This is a genomic window from Panacagrimonas sp., from assembly GCF_965216805.1.
Classification (GTDB): Bacteria; Pseudomonadota; Gammaproteobacteria; order Nevskiales; family Nevskiaceae; genus Panacagrimonas.
In genome coordinates this window covers 2188899-2203409 of sequence record NZ_CBDCGN010000002.1, presented here as the reverse complement: position 1 = coordinate 2203409, position 14511 = coordinate 2188899, and the positions used below count along the sequence as shown (strand labels likewise).

12 protein-coding genes are annotated in these 14511 nt (G+C 66.8%); 1 reads left to right on the top strand and 11 read right to left on the bottom strand.

What is annotated here, in order from left to right; genetic code table 11:
* The 11 genes from ACOOHP_RS10515 to ACOOHP_RS10465 form a co-directional block, all read right to left on the bottom strand.
* Positions 1 to 1596 (bottom strand): acyl-CoA carboxylase subunit beta, encoded by a 1596-nt coding sequence (locus ACOOHP_RS10515; RefSeq protein WP_420466973.1) that lies wholly within the window; start codon positions 1594 to 1596, stop codon positions 1 to 3.
* On the bottom strand, positions 1596 to 2102 hold the full coding sequence (locus ACOOHP_RS10510; protein ID WP_420466373.1) for an acetyl-CoA carboxylase biotin carboxyl carrier protein subunit: 507 nt from the start codon (positions 2100 to 2102) through the stop codon (positions 1596 to 1598). The genes ACOOHP_RS10515 and ACOOHP_RS10510 overlap by 1 nt, the downstream gene beginning before the upstream one ends.
* A 10-nt stretch (positions 2103 to 2112) precedes the next feature.
* The gene (locus tag ACOOHP_RS10505; protein ID WP_420466372.1) at positions 2113 to 3594 is read right to left on the bottom strand and encodes an acetyl-CoA carboxylase biotin carboxylase subunit; all 1482 of its coding nucleotides are present in this window, start codon (positions 3592 to 3594) and stop codon (positions 2113 to 2115) included.
* Positions 3591 to 5375, bottom strand: coding sequence for an acyclic terpene utilization AtuA family protein (locus ACOOHP_RS10500; protein ID WP_420466371.1), 1785 nt, complete (start codon positions 5373 to 5375; stop codon positions 3591 to 3593). Before ACOOHP_RS10500 ends, ACOOHP_RS10505 begins: the two co-directional genes overlap by 4 nt.
* A gap of 5 nt (positions 5376 to 5380) precedes the next feature.
* Positions 5381 to 6523 (bottom strand): acyl-CoA dehydrogenase family protein, encoded by a 1143-nt coding sequence (locus tag ACOOHP_RS10495; RefSeq protein ID WP_420466370.1) that lies wholly within the window; start codon positions 6521 to 6523, stop codon positions 5381 to 5383.
* 23 nt (positions 6524 to 6546) lie between these two features.
* Positions 6547 to 6963, bottom strand: a complete 417-nt coding sequence (locus tag ACOOHP_RS10490; RefSeq protein WP_420466369.1) for a Zn-ribbon domain-containing OB-fold protein — start codon at positions 6961 to 6963, stop codon at positions 6547 to 6549.
* Complete coding sequence (locus tag ACOOHP_RS10485; protein WP_420466368.1) at positions 6960 to 8138, bottom strand: thiolase C-terminal domain-containing protein; 1179 nt, start codon at positions 8136 to 8138, stop codon at positions 6960 to 6962. The genes ACOOHP_RS10490 and ACOOHP_RS10485 overlap by 4 nt, the downstream gene beginning before the upstream one ends.
* A gap of 34 nt (positions 8139 to 8172) precedes the next feature.
* Complete coding sequence (locus tag ACOOHP_RS10480; protein WP_420466367.1) at positions 8173 to 9378, bottom strand: acetyl-CoA acetyltransferase; 1206 nt, start codon at positions 9376 to 9378, stop codon at positions 8173 to 8175.
* 1 nt (position 9379) lies between these two features.
* Positions 9380 to 10843, bottom strand: coding sequence for a hydroxymethylglutaryl-CoA synthase family protein (locus ACOOHP_RS10475; protein ID WP_420466366.1), 1464 nt, complete (start codon positions 10841 to 10843; stop codon positions 9380 to 9382).
* A 190-nt stretch (positions 10844 to 11033) separates the two neighbouring features.
* Positions 11034 to 12488, bottom strand: coding sequence for a wax ester/triacylglycerol synthase family O-acyltransferase (locus ACOOHP_RS10470; RefSeq protein WP_420466365.1), 1455 nt, complete (start codon positions 12486 to 12488; stop codon positions 11034 to 11036).
* 67 nt (positions 12489 to 12555) lie between these two features.
* A complete protein-coding gene (locus ACOOHP_RS10465; protein WP_420466364.1) occupies positions 12556 to 13821 on the bottom strand; it encodes a DUF445 domain-containing protein in 1266 nt (421 codons plus the stop codon).
* A 153-nt stretch (positions 13822 to 13974) separates the two neighbouring features.
* Here ACOOHP_RS10465 and ACOOHP_RS10460 point away from each other — a divergent pair, with 153 nt between their 5' ends.
* Complete coding sequence (locus ACOOHP_RS10460) at positions 13975 to 14463, top strand: MaoC family dehydratase (protein WP_420466363.1); 489 nt, start codon at positions 13975 to 13977, stop codon at positions 14461 to 14463.
* Positions 14464 to 14511 lie beyond the last annotated feature (48 nt).

Below are 14511 nucleotides of genomic sequence, written 5' to 3'. Positions count from 1 at the left end.
TCACATCCGGAACACGCCATAGCGCTGCTCGGCGAGGGGCACGTTGGCCGCGCAGGACAGCGCGATGCCGAGCGCGTTGCGCGTATCGAGGGGATCGAGCACGCCGTCGTCCTGGCAGCGCGCGGAGAACCACAGGGTGCTGGTCTCACGCTCGGATTTCTCGCGCGTGCGCTTGCGCAGCTCGGCCACTTCCTCGTCGCCGGCCTCGGGACGATCACGGCGCAACTGGCGCAGCTTGACGTCGGCCAGCGTGTTGCCGGCCTGCTCCGGCCCCATCACGCCCATCTTGGCCTGCGGCCAGGAGAAGATCATGCGCGGGTCCCAGGAGCGTCCGCACATGCCGTAGTAGCCGGCACCGAACGCGCCGCTGGTGACAACGGTGAGCTTGGGCACTTCGGAGCCGGCCTGCGCCATCAGCATCTTGGCGCCGTCCTTGGTGATGCCGCGCTCCTCGTACTCGCGCCCGATCATGTAGCCCGTGGTGTTCTGCAGGAAGATCATGGGCGTGCCCATCTGGTTGCAGAGCTGGATGAAGTGCGCGGCCTTGAGCGAGCTGTCGGAGAACAGCACGCCGTTGTTGCCGAGCAGTCCCGCCTTGCAGCCCCACAGCCGCGCCCATCCGCAGACCAGGGTCGTGCCGTAGTTGGGCTGGTATTCCTGGAAGCGGCTGGCGTCCACCATGCGCGCGATCACCTCGCGCATGTCGAACTGGGTCTTGTAGTCCACCGGAACGATGCCGTACAGCTCGCGCGGATCGTAGTAGGGCGCCTCGGCATCCACCCAGTCGAAGTGTTTCTTCGGCTGCGAGAAGCTGGCGACGATGGCGCGAGCCAGCGCGATGCCTTCTTCCTCGCTGTCCACCGCATAGTCCGCCGTGCCGGACACCGAGGTGTGCATGTCAGCACCGCCGAGCGCATCGACCGTGACCTCTTCGCCGGTCGCGGCCTTCACCAGCGGCGGGCCGCCGAGAAACACCGCGCCGGTGCCGCGCACCATGATGGTGTGCTCGCACAGCGCCGGGATGTACGCGCCGCCCGCGGTGCAATGCCCAAGCACAACGGCGACCTGCGGAATGCCCATCTTCGACAGGATGCACTGGTGGCGGAACACTCGGCCGCCCATCACGTACACGCCGGAGAGGTCTTCCAGATAGCCGCCCGCGCTATCGCAAAGGTGCACGACGGGCAGGCGGTTCTCGATGGCGATTTCCAGCGCGCGTACGATCTTCGGCGCTGACAAGGGATACCAGGCGCCGCCCTTGTTGCTGGAATCGTCGGCATGGATCATCACCTCGCGGCCGCCGACCACGCCGATGCCGGCGATGACGTTCGCGCCCGGCGCCTCGCCGTTGAACTGATCGTAGGCGGCGATGCTGGAGAGTTCGAGAAAGGGCGTGCCGGGGTCGAGCAGCAGTTCCAGCCGCTCGCGCACCAGCAGTTTCTTCTGCCGCCGCAGGCGCTCGATGTCGCGTTGCGGGCGTTCGTGGCGAATGCGTTCCTGCAGGGCCTTGAAGTCGCCGCAGATGCGCTGCATCGCCGCGCTGTTGGCGCGGAACGCGGCCGAGGCCGGCGATATCCGCGTTTCGATCCGCTGCATCATGAGGTGCCCTCCGCCTTTGCCGCGAAGCGCACCAGCGTGGCCTTGACCGGCACGCTCTGTCCGGGCGCGCACAGCACTTCGGCGATCTCGCCGTCGTGCGGCGCGGTGATGGTCACTTCGAGTTTCATGCTTTCCATGGTGATCAGGACCTGGCCGGATTTCACCGTCTCGCCGGCCTTCACCTGCACGGTGAGGATGGTGCCGGGCATCGGCGACAGGGCGCTGTCTGCGCCGCCGCGGCCGCTGGCGGCGAGGAGGTCGAGCGGGTTGATGCGCTGGAGCGCGTGCGTGCGGCCGTCCAGGTGGATCCAGACCTGATCCCCGTGCTGCGCAATCAGCGCTTCGCGCCGCGCATCGCCTGCGCGCACGCGGTAGCGGCCGTCGCCGAGCGCCTCGATCGCGCAGTCGAAGCCGCGTTCGCCGGTCTGCAGGTGCAGGCCGCCGGGGGTGCGTGTCAGGGCGCAGGCGTGCTGCTCGCTGTCGACGGCTAGAATTTTTTTCATGGTCGATTGTTCAGTTGCGCCAGCCGCCCATCGCAGCGTAGATCGCTGGCACCGAGGCGGCGGCGTCTACCCATTGATGGTCGTTCAGTGCCGCGGCGGCCAGCAGCAGGTCCAGGGGCAGGACCTCGTCCTTGCCGGACAGCACGGCGGACTGCTCGTCGAGAAACGCGGTGCTGTAGTCGCCGGCCGCAAACAGCGGGTGTGCGAGCACGCGATCCATGTAGGCCGTGTTGGTGGTCACGCCGAGCAGCGCGGTGTCACGCAAGGCCTGTCGCGCGCGCGCAATGGCCTCGCGGCGATCACGGCCGTGCACGATCAGCTTCGACAGCAGGGGGTCGAAGTCCGAGCCGACGCGCTGACCCTGGTGTACGCCGCTGTCCACCCGCACGCCGGGACCGCTGGCCTCGCGCAGCAGATGGATGGTTCCGGTGGCGGGCACGAAGCCCTGCGCAGGGTCTTCGGCGCAGATGCGCAGCTCGATGGAATGCCCCTGCGTGGTGATCGCGGACTGCGCGTAGCCAAGCGCCTCGCCCTCGCAGACGCGCAACTGCTCGGCCACCAGGTCGAAGCCCGTGACCATCTCGGTGACCGGGTGCTCGACCTGCAGGCGCGTGTTCATTTCCAGGAAATAGAACTCGCCGCCGGCACCGTAGATGAACTCCACCGTGCCGGCACCGACGTAACCGGCCGCGCGCGCGATGCCGGCCGCGGCCTCGCAGATGTCGGCGCGCTTCTGCGGCGTCAGCGCCGGTGAGGGCGTTTCCTCGATGATCTTCTGGAAGCGCCGCTGCACCGAGCACTCGCGCTCGCCGAAATGCACGACGTTGCCGTGGCTGTCGCCGAACACCTGCACCTCGATGTGCCGGGGACGCTCGACGTAACGCTCGACGAACAGGCGGCCGTCGCCGAAGTAGCGCTCGCCCTCGCGGCGCGCGGTGGCGAGTTCGGTTTCCAGCACCGCCGCGTCGCGCACGATGCGCATGCCCTTGCCGCCGCCGCCCGCTGCGGGCTTGATCAGGATGGGCAGGCCGACGGCGAGCGCACGTTTTGCAAACGTGGCCGGGTCATCCGCCTCGACGGCGCTGGGCGCGACTGGGAAGCCGCGCTCGACGACGAAATTGCGCGCGCGGATCTTGTCGCCCATCAGCTCGATGACCTCGGGCGTGGGGCCGACGAAGCGGATGCCGGCCTCGGCCAGATCGCGCGCGAGGCGCGCGTTCTCGGACAGGAAGCCGTAGCCCGGATGCACCGCGTCCGCGCCCCATTCGCGCGCCACGCGCACGATCTCGGCGATGTCGAGATAGGCCGCCACCGGTGTCGCGCCGTTGATCGTGAGGCAGGCGTCGGCCAGGCGCGGCGCGATGCCGCCTTCCTCGTCCGGATGGCGCACGATGGCCGTGCTGATGCCGCGAGCGCGCGCGGTACGCAGGATGCGGGCGGCGATCTCGCCGCGGTTGGCGACCAGCAGTCGCCGTATCAGTTGTGGGGTCATTCAGTCTTCAGCCCGGCGGGCACAGGAACGGGAAAGTCGAGCAGCATCTGCGCGTAGGCCTTGCCCTGCGGATCAATGCGGATCGAGGCCATGCCGCCGCCGCCGAGCGCTTTTTCCAGCAGGAAATTCAGGCCCAGAACGCCGGGCATGTCCCAGCGATGCACCGGCCCTTGGGCGCGGTGGGCAAACCATTTCGCGACCGCGTCAGCCGTCAGCGCCGCGCGGATGTAGGGCAGGTAGTCGGCCTTGCGCGCGAGGATGCCGATGTTCGCGGAGTCGCCCTTGTCACCGCTGCGGCCGTAGGCGAGCTGCACCAACGGCACCAGGCGTGTGCCTTGGGCGAACGCTGCGGCTGCCGGTAGCGGTCCACCGATGTCGGGGAGCTTGGCGGGATCGAAAGGCAGGCCGCTCATCTGCGGGCAGGCCAGATCGTGGCCGTCGAGTTCCAGGCGAACCGGGATCTTCGACTTCGGCCACAGGTAGGAGAATAGGCGCACCACCGGCTGCACCTTGGGACGGCCGCCGAGGAAGCCCGTGATGCCGGGGGAGGTGGCCAGCGCCATCGGCGCCATCTCGCGGGAGAAGATGTCCAGCGCATCCTTGTTCGGGTGACGCGCGCCGATCTTCACCATCACCTCGCGCGGCTGCACCCGCGCATGCGGGCCGTAGGTCGCTTCGGCACCAAGGACCTCGATGCTCGTTTCGCTGAAGTCTCCCAGGCTGCGCTCGGCGAACAGGCGCCGGCAGCGCGCCAGCAGCGCCTCGGCAGTGCGCGTGCCCTTGGTCGAGGCGTCGATGCCACCGATCATGAACAGGGCGGTGGCGCGGAAGCCGTCGAGATAGGTCGCGCTGACCTTGCAGTGTGGCGTGGGTGCGCTGCCCCTGGCACCCGCGACGCGCACGCGCTGCTCGCCGACCTGTTCGAGCGTCACCTGGGTAAAGTCGCAGTTCACGTCGGGCAGCAGGTAGGCGCGCGGATCGCCGATCTCGTAGACCATCTGCTCGCCCACCGTCGACGGCACGATCAGGCCGCCGGTGCCCGCGGGCTTTTCGATCACGAAACTGCCGTCGGGCGAGCAGTCGGCGATCGGGAAGCCCATGTCGTCCCAGCCCTTGACCAGATGCCAGTCGGTGTAGTTGCCGCCAGTGCACTGTGTGCCGCATTCGATGATGTGGCCGGCCAGGCTGCCCTGGGCCAATTGATCGTAGTCGTCCTGCTTCCAGCCGAAGGCCTGGATCAGCGGGCCGAGCACCACCGCGCTGTCGACGCAGCGGCCGGTCACGACGATGTCCGCGCCGGCTTCCAGCGCGGCGGCGATGGGGAAGGCACCCAGATAGGCATTGGCGCTCATGAACTTTGCCGGCATCCCCTGGCCGGAGAACATCTCGCGCGTGCCTTCACCGCGTGCGCTTTCCGTCTGCGGCAGCAGGTCATCGCCCATCACCGCGGCGATCTTCAGGTCCACGCCCTCGGCCAGTGCCGCCTTGGCCAGTGCTTCGCGGCAGGCGGCGGGATTGACGCCGCCGGCATTGCTCACCACCTTGATGCCGCGCGCCTTGATCTCCTTGAGCAGCGGCTTGAGCGTGGTCACGAAGTCCGGTGCAAAACCGGCGTTCGGATCCTTGGCCTTGACCCGGATCAGCAGCGACATGGTGACTTCGGCCAGGTAGTCGAAGACCAGCACGTCGATGTGGCCTCTGCGCACGAGTTGGGCAGCGGCGTACTCGGTGTCGCCCCAGAAGCCGGAGGCGCAGCCGACGCGGAGCGTCTTCATGCTCATCGTCCTCAGTACGAGCGCGGCAGGCCGAGCACGTGCTCGCCGATGTAGTTGAGGATCATCTCGTTGTTGACGGGCGCCACGCGCATCAGGCGTGCGAAGGGCCACAGCGTGACCACGTCGTAATCCTGATCGAAGCCGTAGCCGCCGTGGACCTGCAGCGCAATGTCCACCGCCTCATCGCAAGCCTCCGAGGTGAGCAGCTTGGCCATGTTCGACAGCGGGCCGGCGTCCTCGCCGCGATCAAAGGTGCGGGCGGCTTCCTGCATCACCAGGCGCGAGGCTTCGAGGTGCGCCTTGGCGCGCGCCATGGGGTGCTGCAGGCCCTGGTAACTGCCGATGGGCGTGCCAAAGGGCGCGCGCTCCTTGGCATAGGCCACCGCCTTGTCCAGCGCGCGATTGCCCAGGCCCACGGCCATCGACGCCAGCACCAGGCGCTCGGTGTTGAGGCCGTCGAAGAGGTACTTCATGCCCTTGCCTTCTTCGCCGATCAGCGCGTCCTGCGGAAGCTGCGCATCCTTGAAGAACACCAGGTACTGGCTTTCGCCGAGCACGTCGATGTTCAGGCGCTGGAACTCGATGCCCGGCGTGTGCGAATCCAGGATGAACAGCGACAGCCCGCCGCGCGGCTTGGCGGGATCGAACGCCGAGGTGCGCGCGATCAACAGCATCGACGTCGATTCCTTCGCGCCGGTGATGAACACCTTGGAGCCGTTGACCAGCCAGCCGCTGCTGTTCTTTGCGGCCGTGGTTTGCAGGCGGAAGGTGTTGGTGCCGGCATTGGGCTCGGTCACGCCGAAGCACATCCTGCCCTCGCCGGTGGCGGTGGGCGTGACGAACTTGGCGATCTGCGCCGGAGTGCCGTGCTTGATGATCGGCATGCGCGCGAAGCTGCCCAGCACGAAGAACAGCGAGATGATGCCGGCGCGCCCGGTGATCTCGTTGAGCACCATCAGTTCGGACAGGCCGCCGCCGCTGCCGCCGTATTCCTCGGGCACGGTCAGACCGAGCAGGCCGGTTTCGGCCATCGCGTCCCAGAGTTTCTGCGGGAACTTCTTTTCCTTGGCGCACTGCAACCAGTATTCGCGCGAGATGCCGCGGGTGAGCCCCTCGGCGGCTTCGCGGACGGCAGCAACGGATTCTTCGCTCATGGGATGCTCCTGTTCAAGAAGGATTAGGCCGGTTCGAACTGCGGAATCTTGAAGCCGCCGCTGCGGGTCTCGAAGCAGACCTTGACCTTCATCCCGATGCGCACGGATTCCGGATCGCAATGGAGGACGTTGCTCATCATCTGCGGACCTTCGTCGAGCTGGATGATGGCCATCACGAAGGGGCAGTCGGCCTTGAACGCCGCATACGGCGGCTGATACACGATGGTGTAGCTGAACACGGTGCCAAGCCCGCTGGCCTTTTCCCAGACCGGGTCAGGCGAGAAGTCGAAAGGGCTCCAGCAGCGCGCGTACATGAAGGGTTTGCCGGTGCCGCGGCAGCGCTGAATCATCAGCTCGCCGCGCTGTGCGCCGTCCCAGTAGGGCTTGCTGTGCGCGTTGATTTCGGGGGTTGGCTTGGGGTTGACGGCGGGGTTGCTCATGACGCGCTCCCGAGGACGAGGGTGGCGTGCTCGGACATCATTCCGCCGTAGCAGTGAACGACGCCGAGATCGGCTTTCTTCAACTGGCGTGCTTCGCCGGCAATGCCCATGATCTGGCGTGCCGCTTCCACGATCATGGTCTGGCCGGAGGCATCGCCGACGTGGCCGAAGGACATCAGCCCGCCATAGGTATTGACCGGGAATTCGCCGCCAGGCGCGGTACGGCCGCCAGCGAAGAACGCGCCGCCCTGACCCTTGGCGCACAGGCCGAGGTCTTCGGCGTAGATGATCGGGTTGATGCTGAAGGAGTCGTAGAGCTGGGCGAAGTCCATGTCCTTGGGTCCGACGCCGGCCATGCGGTAGGCCTGCGCCGAGGTTTCCTTCGAGCCCAGCGTGGTCAGGTCATGCGCCTGGCTGATGCTGGAATGAGTGTGCTTCTCGCCGAAGCCGTACAGGAAGCAGGGCCTCGATGCGTAGCGCTGGGCGATCTTCGGCGACACCACCAGCACCGCCGATCCGCCTTCGCTGGGCACCGAGCAGTCGAGCAGATTGAACGGGTAGGCGATGGGGCGCGAGGACAGCACCTTGTCGATCGTCAGCCGCCCCTGCGGGGCCATCAGCGCATCCGGGTGCAGCAGCGACCACTCGCGCTGCGACACCGCGACCTGCGCGAGCTGCTCGCGCGTGGTGCCGAATTCGTGCATGTGGCGCGTGGCGTTGAGCGCGAAGATCGGCGGGATATAGGTGCCGTACGGATATTCGAACTCGGGATGGCTGATCAGCTTGCTCATCATCTCGGCCATGCCGCTGCCCACGTTGGGGAAGCGCCCGGCACCCAGGCAGAGCACGGAATCGCAGAGTCCACGCTCGATGGCCAGGGACGCGCGGATCAGCATCAGCGCGTAGGTGCCGCCGCCGGCATTGATGGTCTCGCTGAAGGTCGGCTCGATGCCGAGTTCTTCCGAGATCTTTTCGTGCGCGAACACATCGGTGCCGTCGGCCGAGGCCATGCCGGCGGGTGCTGACAGCAGGCCGCCGATGTCCGAGGGCCGCAGTTGTGGCCATTCGCGCAGGAACTGCGCGATGACCTGCCGGTACATCTCCATGCCGTTGTAGTTCGGGTAGCGTCCGGGCTTCATCTCGGACACGGCGACAATGGCCGCGAGTGGTTTCATGCGCAGGTTTTCCGTTGCAGTTGAAGAATGGAATTCATTGGTAGCGTCCGACGATGGAAATGCCGACGACGTTCTGGTGCGGAAAGCCACCGAGGTTGTGGGTCAGGCCGTAGCGCGGGTTCTTGAGCTGGCGCTCGCCGGCGCGGCCGAGCAGTTGCAGGTACATCTCGTAGACCATCCGGATGCCGGACGCGCCGATCGGATGGCCAAAGCACTTGAGGCCGCCGTCGATCTGGCAGGGAATCTTGCCATCGGCGTTGTAGAAGCCGTCCATCACGTCCTTGATCGCGCCGCCATCGGAGGACAGTGACAGGTCCTCCATCGTCACCAGCTCGGTGATCGAGAAGCAGTCGTGAACCTCGAACATCGAGATTTCATCGCGCGGGCGGGTGATGCCGGCTTCGGCATAAGCGCGCTTCGCGGCGACGCGCGTGGTGTGGATGTAGGAGCCGTCCCAGTCGTTGTAGCCACCTTCGGAGCCATTCGACAGCGCGAGCTGCAAGGCCTTGACTGTGACCATCTGGTCGGGGTGCTTGCCCAGCGACCTGGCGATCTCCGGCGTGGTGACGATGGCCGCGGCCGAGCCGTCGGACACGCCGCAGCAGTCGAACAGGCCCAGCGGCTCGGCGATCATCGGCGAGGCCATGATGGTGTCGCAGCTCACCGGGTTGCGCAGATGCGCCTTCGGGTTCTTGGCGCCGTTGGCGTGGCTCTTGGCGGAAATTTCCGCGAGCGCGCGCTTGAGCACATCGCGCGGCACCTTGTAGCGGCTCATGTAGGCGCTCGCGACCTGTGCGAACACACCGGGCGCCGACAGGTTCGGCCACCACAGCGGCGGCATCGAGCCGCCATCCAGCCCCGGCAATCCACCGTAGCCGGTGTCCTTGAGTTTTTCCACGCCGATGGCGAGCGCGATGTCGCAGGCGCCAGACGCCACCGCATACACCGCGCCGCGAAAGGCCTCGGTGCCGGTGGCGCAGTAGTTCTCGACTCGCGTCACCGGGATGTTGTTCAGGCGCAGGGTCATCGAGGCCGGCAGCGCCGATTTTCCCATGTTGACCTCGTCCATGCAGGAGCCCAGCCAGGCGGCCTGAATCTGCTCGCGGCCGATGCCGGCGTCGGTGAGCGCCTCGGTGAAGGACTCCACCATCAGTTCCTCTGCGCCCATGTCCCAGCGCTCGCCGAAGCGCGAGCAGCCCATGCCCAGGATGGCGACCTTGTCACGAATTCCGCTGGTCATCTCAGTGCTCCCCCGTGCCGGCCAGCGGCGCGGCCTTCCAGAAATAGCGAACCATGCCGCGCTGCGCATCACGCCCGCGCACGCGGAACACCATGCGAACCGGCTGCCCGACCTCGACCTTGCCGAGATCCCAATCGGTGATGTCGGCGACGAAGCGACCGCCGCGCTCGAACTCCACCATGCCGTAGTGCGCGGGCGGGTCGGGCGTGTAGGTGAGCCAGTCCGCGGACCAGGTCTTGATGCGGGCCGCCTCGTCGGCGAAGCGGTACGGCTGCATCGGTCCCTGGTGATGGCAGGACGGATTGACGCAGAGGTCGGCGGGCGGGAACTGCGCGGTGCCGCACTTCGTGCAACTGCCCCCGACCAGCCCGGACAGCATGCGGCGGCTGCGGTACATCGCCGACAGCGCGGTCTGCGGATTGGCTTCGCCGCGCAGACCTTTTTCCGGCGAGACGGTCTCGTTGAAGGACTGGAACTTCGGGTAATTCTTTTCTTCCTTGCGGCGCTTGAGACTGCCGGCGACGCCGCTGCGCGCGGGCAGTTCGCCCAGCGCCGCGGTGGTGCGGAAGGCCAGCACGTCGCAACCCTGGCCAAAGCCCACGACCACGATGGTCTGTCCGGCTTGCGCCTTCTGCAGCACCGCGGCCAGCATCAGCGGCGCGTGCGCCGAGCCGGCATGACCGACCACGCCGAGCAGGCTGTCGGCGATGGCGGTCTCGGCAATGCCGCAACGCTTGGCGACCAGCGTGGAGAGCTTGGCGACCGGCTCCGGCAGCACGAAGTGATGGATGCTGCCGGGGGCGATCCCGATTTTTTCCAGCCCGGCTGTCACCGCTGCCGGCACCCACTTCTGGAACGCCTCGTCGCGCAGCCAGCGTTCTTCCCAGATGTAATCGAATTCCTGGCCCGTCGCGCGGTAGTGATCGACAAAATCCACCGACATGCTGTGGCTGCCGAGGAACTCGGCAATCACTGCGGAATTGCCGATCGTGAAGGCAGCGGCGGCATCGCCGTACTGCAACTCCTGGGCGCTGCCGGGACGCGCCCGGCGATGTTCGGCGGCCACCACCAGGGCCTCGCCCGGACGTCCGGCAGCCGCGCGGTCAAGCGCGGCGATCAGCGCGGCGGTGCCCGCCTTCTGCGCGCCGCCGAGGTCGGAGGAATTGATCGATTCCGGCAGGTCGAGCGCAGCGGCGACCAGGCCCGCGTTCTGGCGGTCGGCGAAGGGATGCGTGGTGGAGCCGAAGTAGAGGGCGCCGATGCCGTCCGTGCTGCGGCCGGCCAGCGCGTCGCGCGCGGCTTCCACCGCCATCGTCAGGCTGTCCTCGTCCCAGTTGGCCATCGAGCGCTCGCCGCGCGCCTGGGCCAGCAGGCCGGGATTGGCCCATGCGTTGGCCTGGGCCGCCGCGGCACGGCTGAGCCGCAGTCTTGGCACATAGGCGCCGTAACAGGTGATGCCGATCATGCTTGTTCCTCGGTCACGTGATGGATCGCAGCGGCTTTCTGCACGCGGCAGACGGCCCTGCTTGCGGGTCTTTAGTCTAACAAACACCTGTTAGAATACGAAAGGCTGCGGACCATCTTTTCTTGATCGGCCCGGTGCGATGAGTCCGGACGGCGTCAGCGTCGTGCGGACTCCCGGCCGCCGGGGTTCCTTACGGCTTGCCCGGCCCGGCGAAGACTTCCGTGATGCCGGGACTGCCCATGATCTCGTCGAAGCTCAGGCGCAGGCATTCCACCAGGCGATCCGGCTCGCGCACGGCGGCGGCGTCGGTGTTGATGCCGATGCAGCAGCGCTGGTCGTGCGAGAGCATCGCGAACATGGCGGCGCAGCCGGGCAGGGGACCGAAGCCGAAAAAGTGCGTGACTCTCGCGCCGGCGATGTACACCGGGCGGCGCAGCCCCGGCACGTTGCTGGCCTGTACGTCCTGGGCGGCAGTGACGCCGGACATCATCTTGCCAAGCAGCGGCGTGGGCAGGCGGCCAACCGCCGGCATCACGCGCAGCAGCACGTCGAGCGCCGGCTCCGAGCGCAGGGTCTCCACGAACGCGCCGACCTGCTTCATGCAGGCGACTGGATCGGGTTCGTCCAGCGGCGCGTCGAACTGGCCACCGACGAAACGGTTGCCGCCGAGGCCGTCCGCCGCGGTGCGTACGCTGACGGGGAACACGATGGGTAGCTTGGCGATCGGCTGGCCGAGTTGCTCGTGATAGCGCCGGAACCCGCCGGCGATACCGGCGATGTAGGCATCGTTGAGACTTGCGCCGGCACGCTTGGCGGCGGCCTTGAAATCGTCCAGCGGAAAATCCAGCGCGTCGAAATGCCAGGCCAGGCTGCGGCCAGCGAGCAGCGGCGACTTGGGTGCCGGCTTGCGGCCGAGGATGCGGGCTGCGGACTGCGCATATCGCAACGCCTCGCGCGCCGCGTCAGGACGCTGCAGGCCCTGCGCCACGTCGGCGACCAGCTTGCGCGTCTGCTGCGGCAGTCGCGACAGGCCTGCGCGCAGCTGCCGCCCCAGCACCGCACCGGCGGAGGGCAGCGCAGCGGCGGGCTGGCGCGCCGGCTGTTCCACCGTCGGTCCCGGTTCGGCGCTGCGGCTGTGCGCCTGCGAGAGCAACTGCATCATGCCGTGGCCATCGGACAGGGCGTGGTGCATTTTCAGCACGTAGGCCGCGCGGCCGTCGGCCAGGCCCTCGATCAGGATCACCTCCCACGGCGGGCGGGCACGGTCGAAGGGCGTCATCGCGATCCACTGCGCCTGTTCCAGCAACTGACGCGGCGTGGCCGGTTCAGGCACGCGCAGGCTGCGCAGGTGGTAGTCGAGTGAAAAGTCCGGGTCATCCACCCAGTGCGGCGTGCCCAGGAACAGGGGTTCCACCACGCACTGCCTGAAACGCGGAATCGCCGCCGTGAGGCGCTCGTGGGCGGCGCGCAGGCGCTGCCAGTCCGGCGCGTGGTCGAGGATCTCCACCCCGGTCATGGTCGAACGCATGTGCGGGTTGGCGTCCAGGCGCCACATCACGCCTTCGAAGTGACTCATCTCCGGTCCGCCGCCCCAGCCCTCGAGTGGGTGCAGGTCGGCGGAGTTGAAGGCTCGGGTGTCCGTCATGATGGTTCTCCCACCGCGCATCGCGCGGTGCAGTCAGAACCGTTTCGCATTGTGTATTCGGCAGCTGTCATTGTGGATTCACGGCAAAGGCAAGCATCACGTGGACCTGCATCTCGCCGACCAGGAAGCCCAAGGCGGCGCCCACCGCGATCAGGATCCACTCGTCCTGCTGGAAGGCCGGACGGAGCAGGCCCTCGTACTCGTCGACCGTGAGTTGCGCCATCTTGGTCTTGAGCGTGTTCTCGATGTCGAGCGCCTCGAATGCGTAGGCCTCTACATGACGCATGGCCTCGGGCAGGCGTTCCACGACCTTGCCTGCCACCACGCGCTTCATCTCCAGGTACTTGTCGCCGCCCACCGACAGCACCACCAGCGGCCGCGCGAATCCCGCCTGCTCGTCGATGGCGGCGCGAACCTCGTTCTGGATCATCGTGTACAGGCGGTCGGACAGCGGGCCGCTCAGGACCGAGGCCATGATCGCGCTCGGCGTGAGCACGCGCTGCGCCATGAGCCGGCCGTACTCCGAGGCCACCTCCTGGCGGCGCTTGATGAACAGCCCCTGCCAGGTGAACAAGCCGAGGTAGCGCGTGGGCTCCTTGGGCCGGAATACCATTTTCAGCGCCAGCCAGTCGCTGAGCCAGCCGGTGAGGCCGCCGAACAGCGGCATGATCCACATCGAGTGCGTCAACGCCCAGGCCAGCGCCTGCACGCAGCCGATCACGAAGCCGAAGTAGATGCCGGAATTGCGGATGAACCGGAATTCGCCGCGACCCACCTCGCGAAACATCTGGTTGAGCAGTTCCTTGTCTTTCACCAGATTGCTCACCACCATGTCCTTGAGATCGAATACCGCGCTCAGGTCGCTGCGGATCTTCGACATGATGTCCTCGATCAGTTGCGGCGACTTGTCCTGGACCCGCCGGATCATGGTGCGCTTCATCGCGGCGGGTGCCGCGGTCCACAGCCCCGGCGAATAGTGTTCGAACACTTCGTGAACAATTTCCTCGACCGCCGCTCGCAGGGGCTGATCGATGGCGATCGCCACGCGGATCGGGTCGAGCCGGTCGAACAATTCTTCGGGCTTGAGCAGACGCGCGGTGAGCGTGTCGCAGGCGATAGCGGCCATCCGAGCCGCATTGCGCGGAATGATGCCCTGCCAGCCCAGGTAGGGCGCGCGGATGCCGACGAACTTGAGCGGCTGGAACATCATGTAGATGGCGGCGATCTTGGTGCCGTAGCCGATGGCCGCGGCCACCAGCGGCATGGAGACGTAGAGAATCCAGTTGGCCTGCACGTCTGCCAGGATGCCGTGAAGCCAGTTTGCGTCGACCATGCTCTTCCCCGATCTGGCCAGACGGCAGTGATGCCGCCAGTCAGACCAAACACTTGTTAGAATTAGTGGGTTAGTCTAATCAATCCGGGCGCTCGTCGGGGCTCAATGGGGAAGCGGCCGGCCAATTCATGAACGAACACAGGATCACCGAGCATGGCGGTCAAGACCGGCTGGGAAGGACGTTTTTTCGAGGACTTTGAGGTGGGCGACATCTACCCCCATCCGCTGGGCCGCACGCTCACGCAGAACGACAACATCTCGTTCACGCTGATGACGCAGAACACCGCGTCGCTGCACTTCGACCAGCACTACGCTGCGCAGACCGAGTTCAAGCGCCCGCTGATCAATTCCTGCCTGACCCTGGCGCTCGTCACCGGCCAGAGCGTCACCGACGTTTCGCAGAACGTGTTTGCGAACCTGGGCTGGGACGAGGTGCGGCTGCCGAACCCGGTATTCGAAGGGGACACGCTCTACTCGCGCTCCGAGGTGCTGGAGATGCGCGAGTCGCGCTCGCGGCCGGACGTGGGCGTGGTCACGGTGCGCACCGAGGGCCATAACCAGAACGGCGCGCTGGTGATTTCGTTCCGCCGCACGCTGCTGGTCTATCGCCGGGGCAAGAAGCCGCAGGTGGCCCGTCCATAGGCGGCGGGCTGAGTCTTTATCTTTTCAAACCCTCACACGCAGGAACCG

Excerpts from the sequence above, each read along its gene's own strand:
- ACOOHP_RS10515 (WP_420466973.1), bottom strand. The coding sequence starts at position 1,596 with ATGCAGCGGATCGAAACGCGGATATCGCCGGCCTCGGCCGCGTTCCGC.
- ACOOHP_RS10510 (WP_420466373.1), bottom strand. The coding sequence starts at position 2,102 with ATGAAAAAAATTCTAGCCGTCGACAGCGAGCAGCACGCCTGCGCCCTG.
- ACOOHP_RS10505 (WP_420466372.1), bottom strand. The coding sequence starts at position 3,594 with ATGACCCCACAACTGATACGGCGACTGCTGGTCGCCAACCGCGGCGAG.
- ACOOHP_RS10500 (WP_420466371.1), bottom strand. The coding sequence starts at position 5,375 with ATGAGCATGAAGACGCTCCGCGTCGGCTGCGCCTCCGGCTTCTGGGGC.
- ACOOHP_RS10495 (WP_420466370.1), bottom strand. The coding sequence starts at position 6,523 with ATGAGCGAAGAATCCGTTGCTGCCGTCCGCGAAGCCGCCGAGGGGCTC.
- ACOOHP_RS10490 (WP_420466369.1), bottom strand. The coding sequence starts at position 6,963 with ATGAGCAACCCCGCCGTCAACCCCAAGCCAACCCCCGAAATCAACGCG.
- ACOOHP_RS10485 (WP_420466368.1), bottom strand. The coding sequence starts at position 8,138 with ATGAAACCACTCGCGGCCATTGTCGCCGTGTCCGAGATGAAGCCCGGA.
- ACOOHP_RS10480 (WP_420466367.1), bottom strand. The coding sequence starts at position 9,378 with ATGACCAGCGGAATTCGTGACAAGGTCGCCATCCTGGGCATGGGCTGC.
- ACOOHP_RS10475 (WP_420466366.1), bottom strand. The coding sequence starts at position 10,843 with ATGATCGGCATCACCTGTTACGGCGCCTATGTGCCAAGACTGCGGCTC.
- ACOOHP_RS10470 (WP_420466365.1), bottom strand. The coding sequence starts at position 12,488 with ATGACGGACACCCGAGCCTTCAACTCCGCCGACCTGCACCCACTCGAG.
- ACOOHP_RS10465 (WP_420466364.1), bottom strand. The coding sequence starts at position 13,821 with ATGGTCGACGCAAACTGGCTTCACGGCATCCTGGCAGACGTGCAGGCC.
- ACOOHP_RS10460 (WP_420466363.1), top strand. The coding sequence starts at position 13,975 with ATGGCGGTCAAGACCGGCTGGGAAGGACGTTTTTTCGAGGACTTTGAG.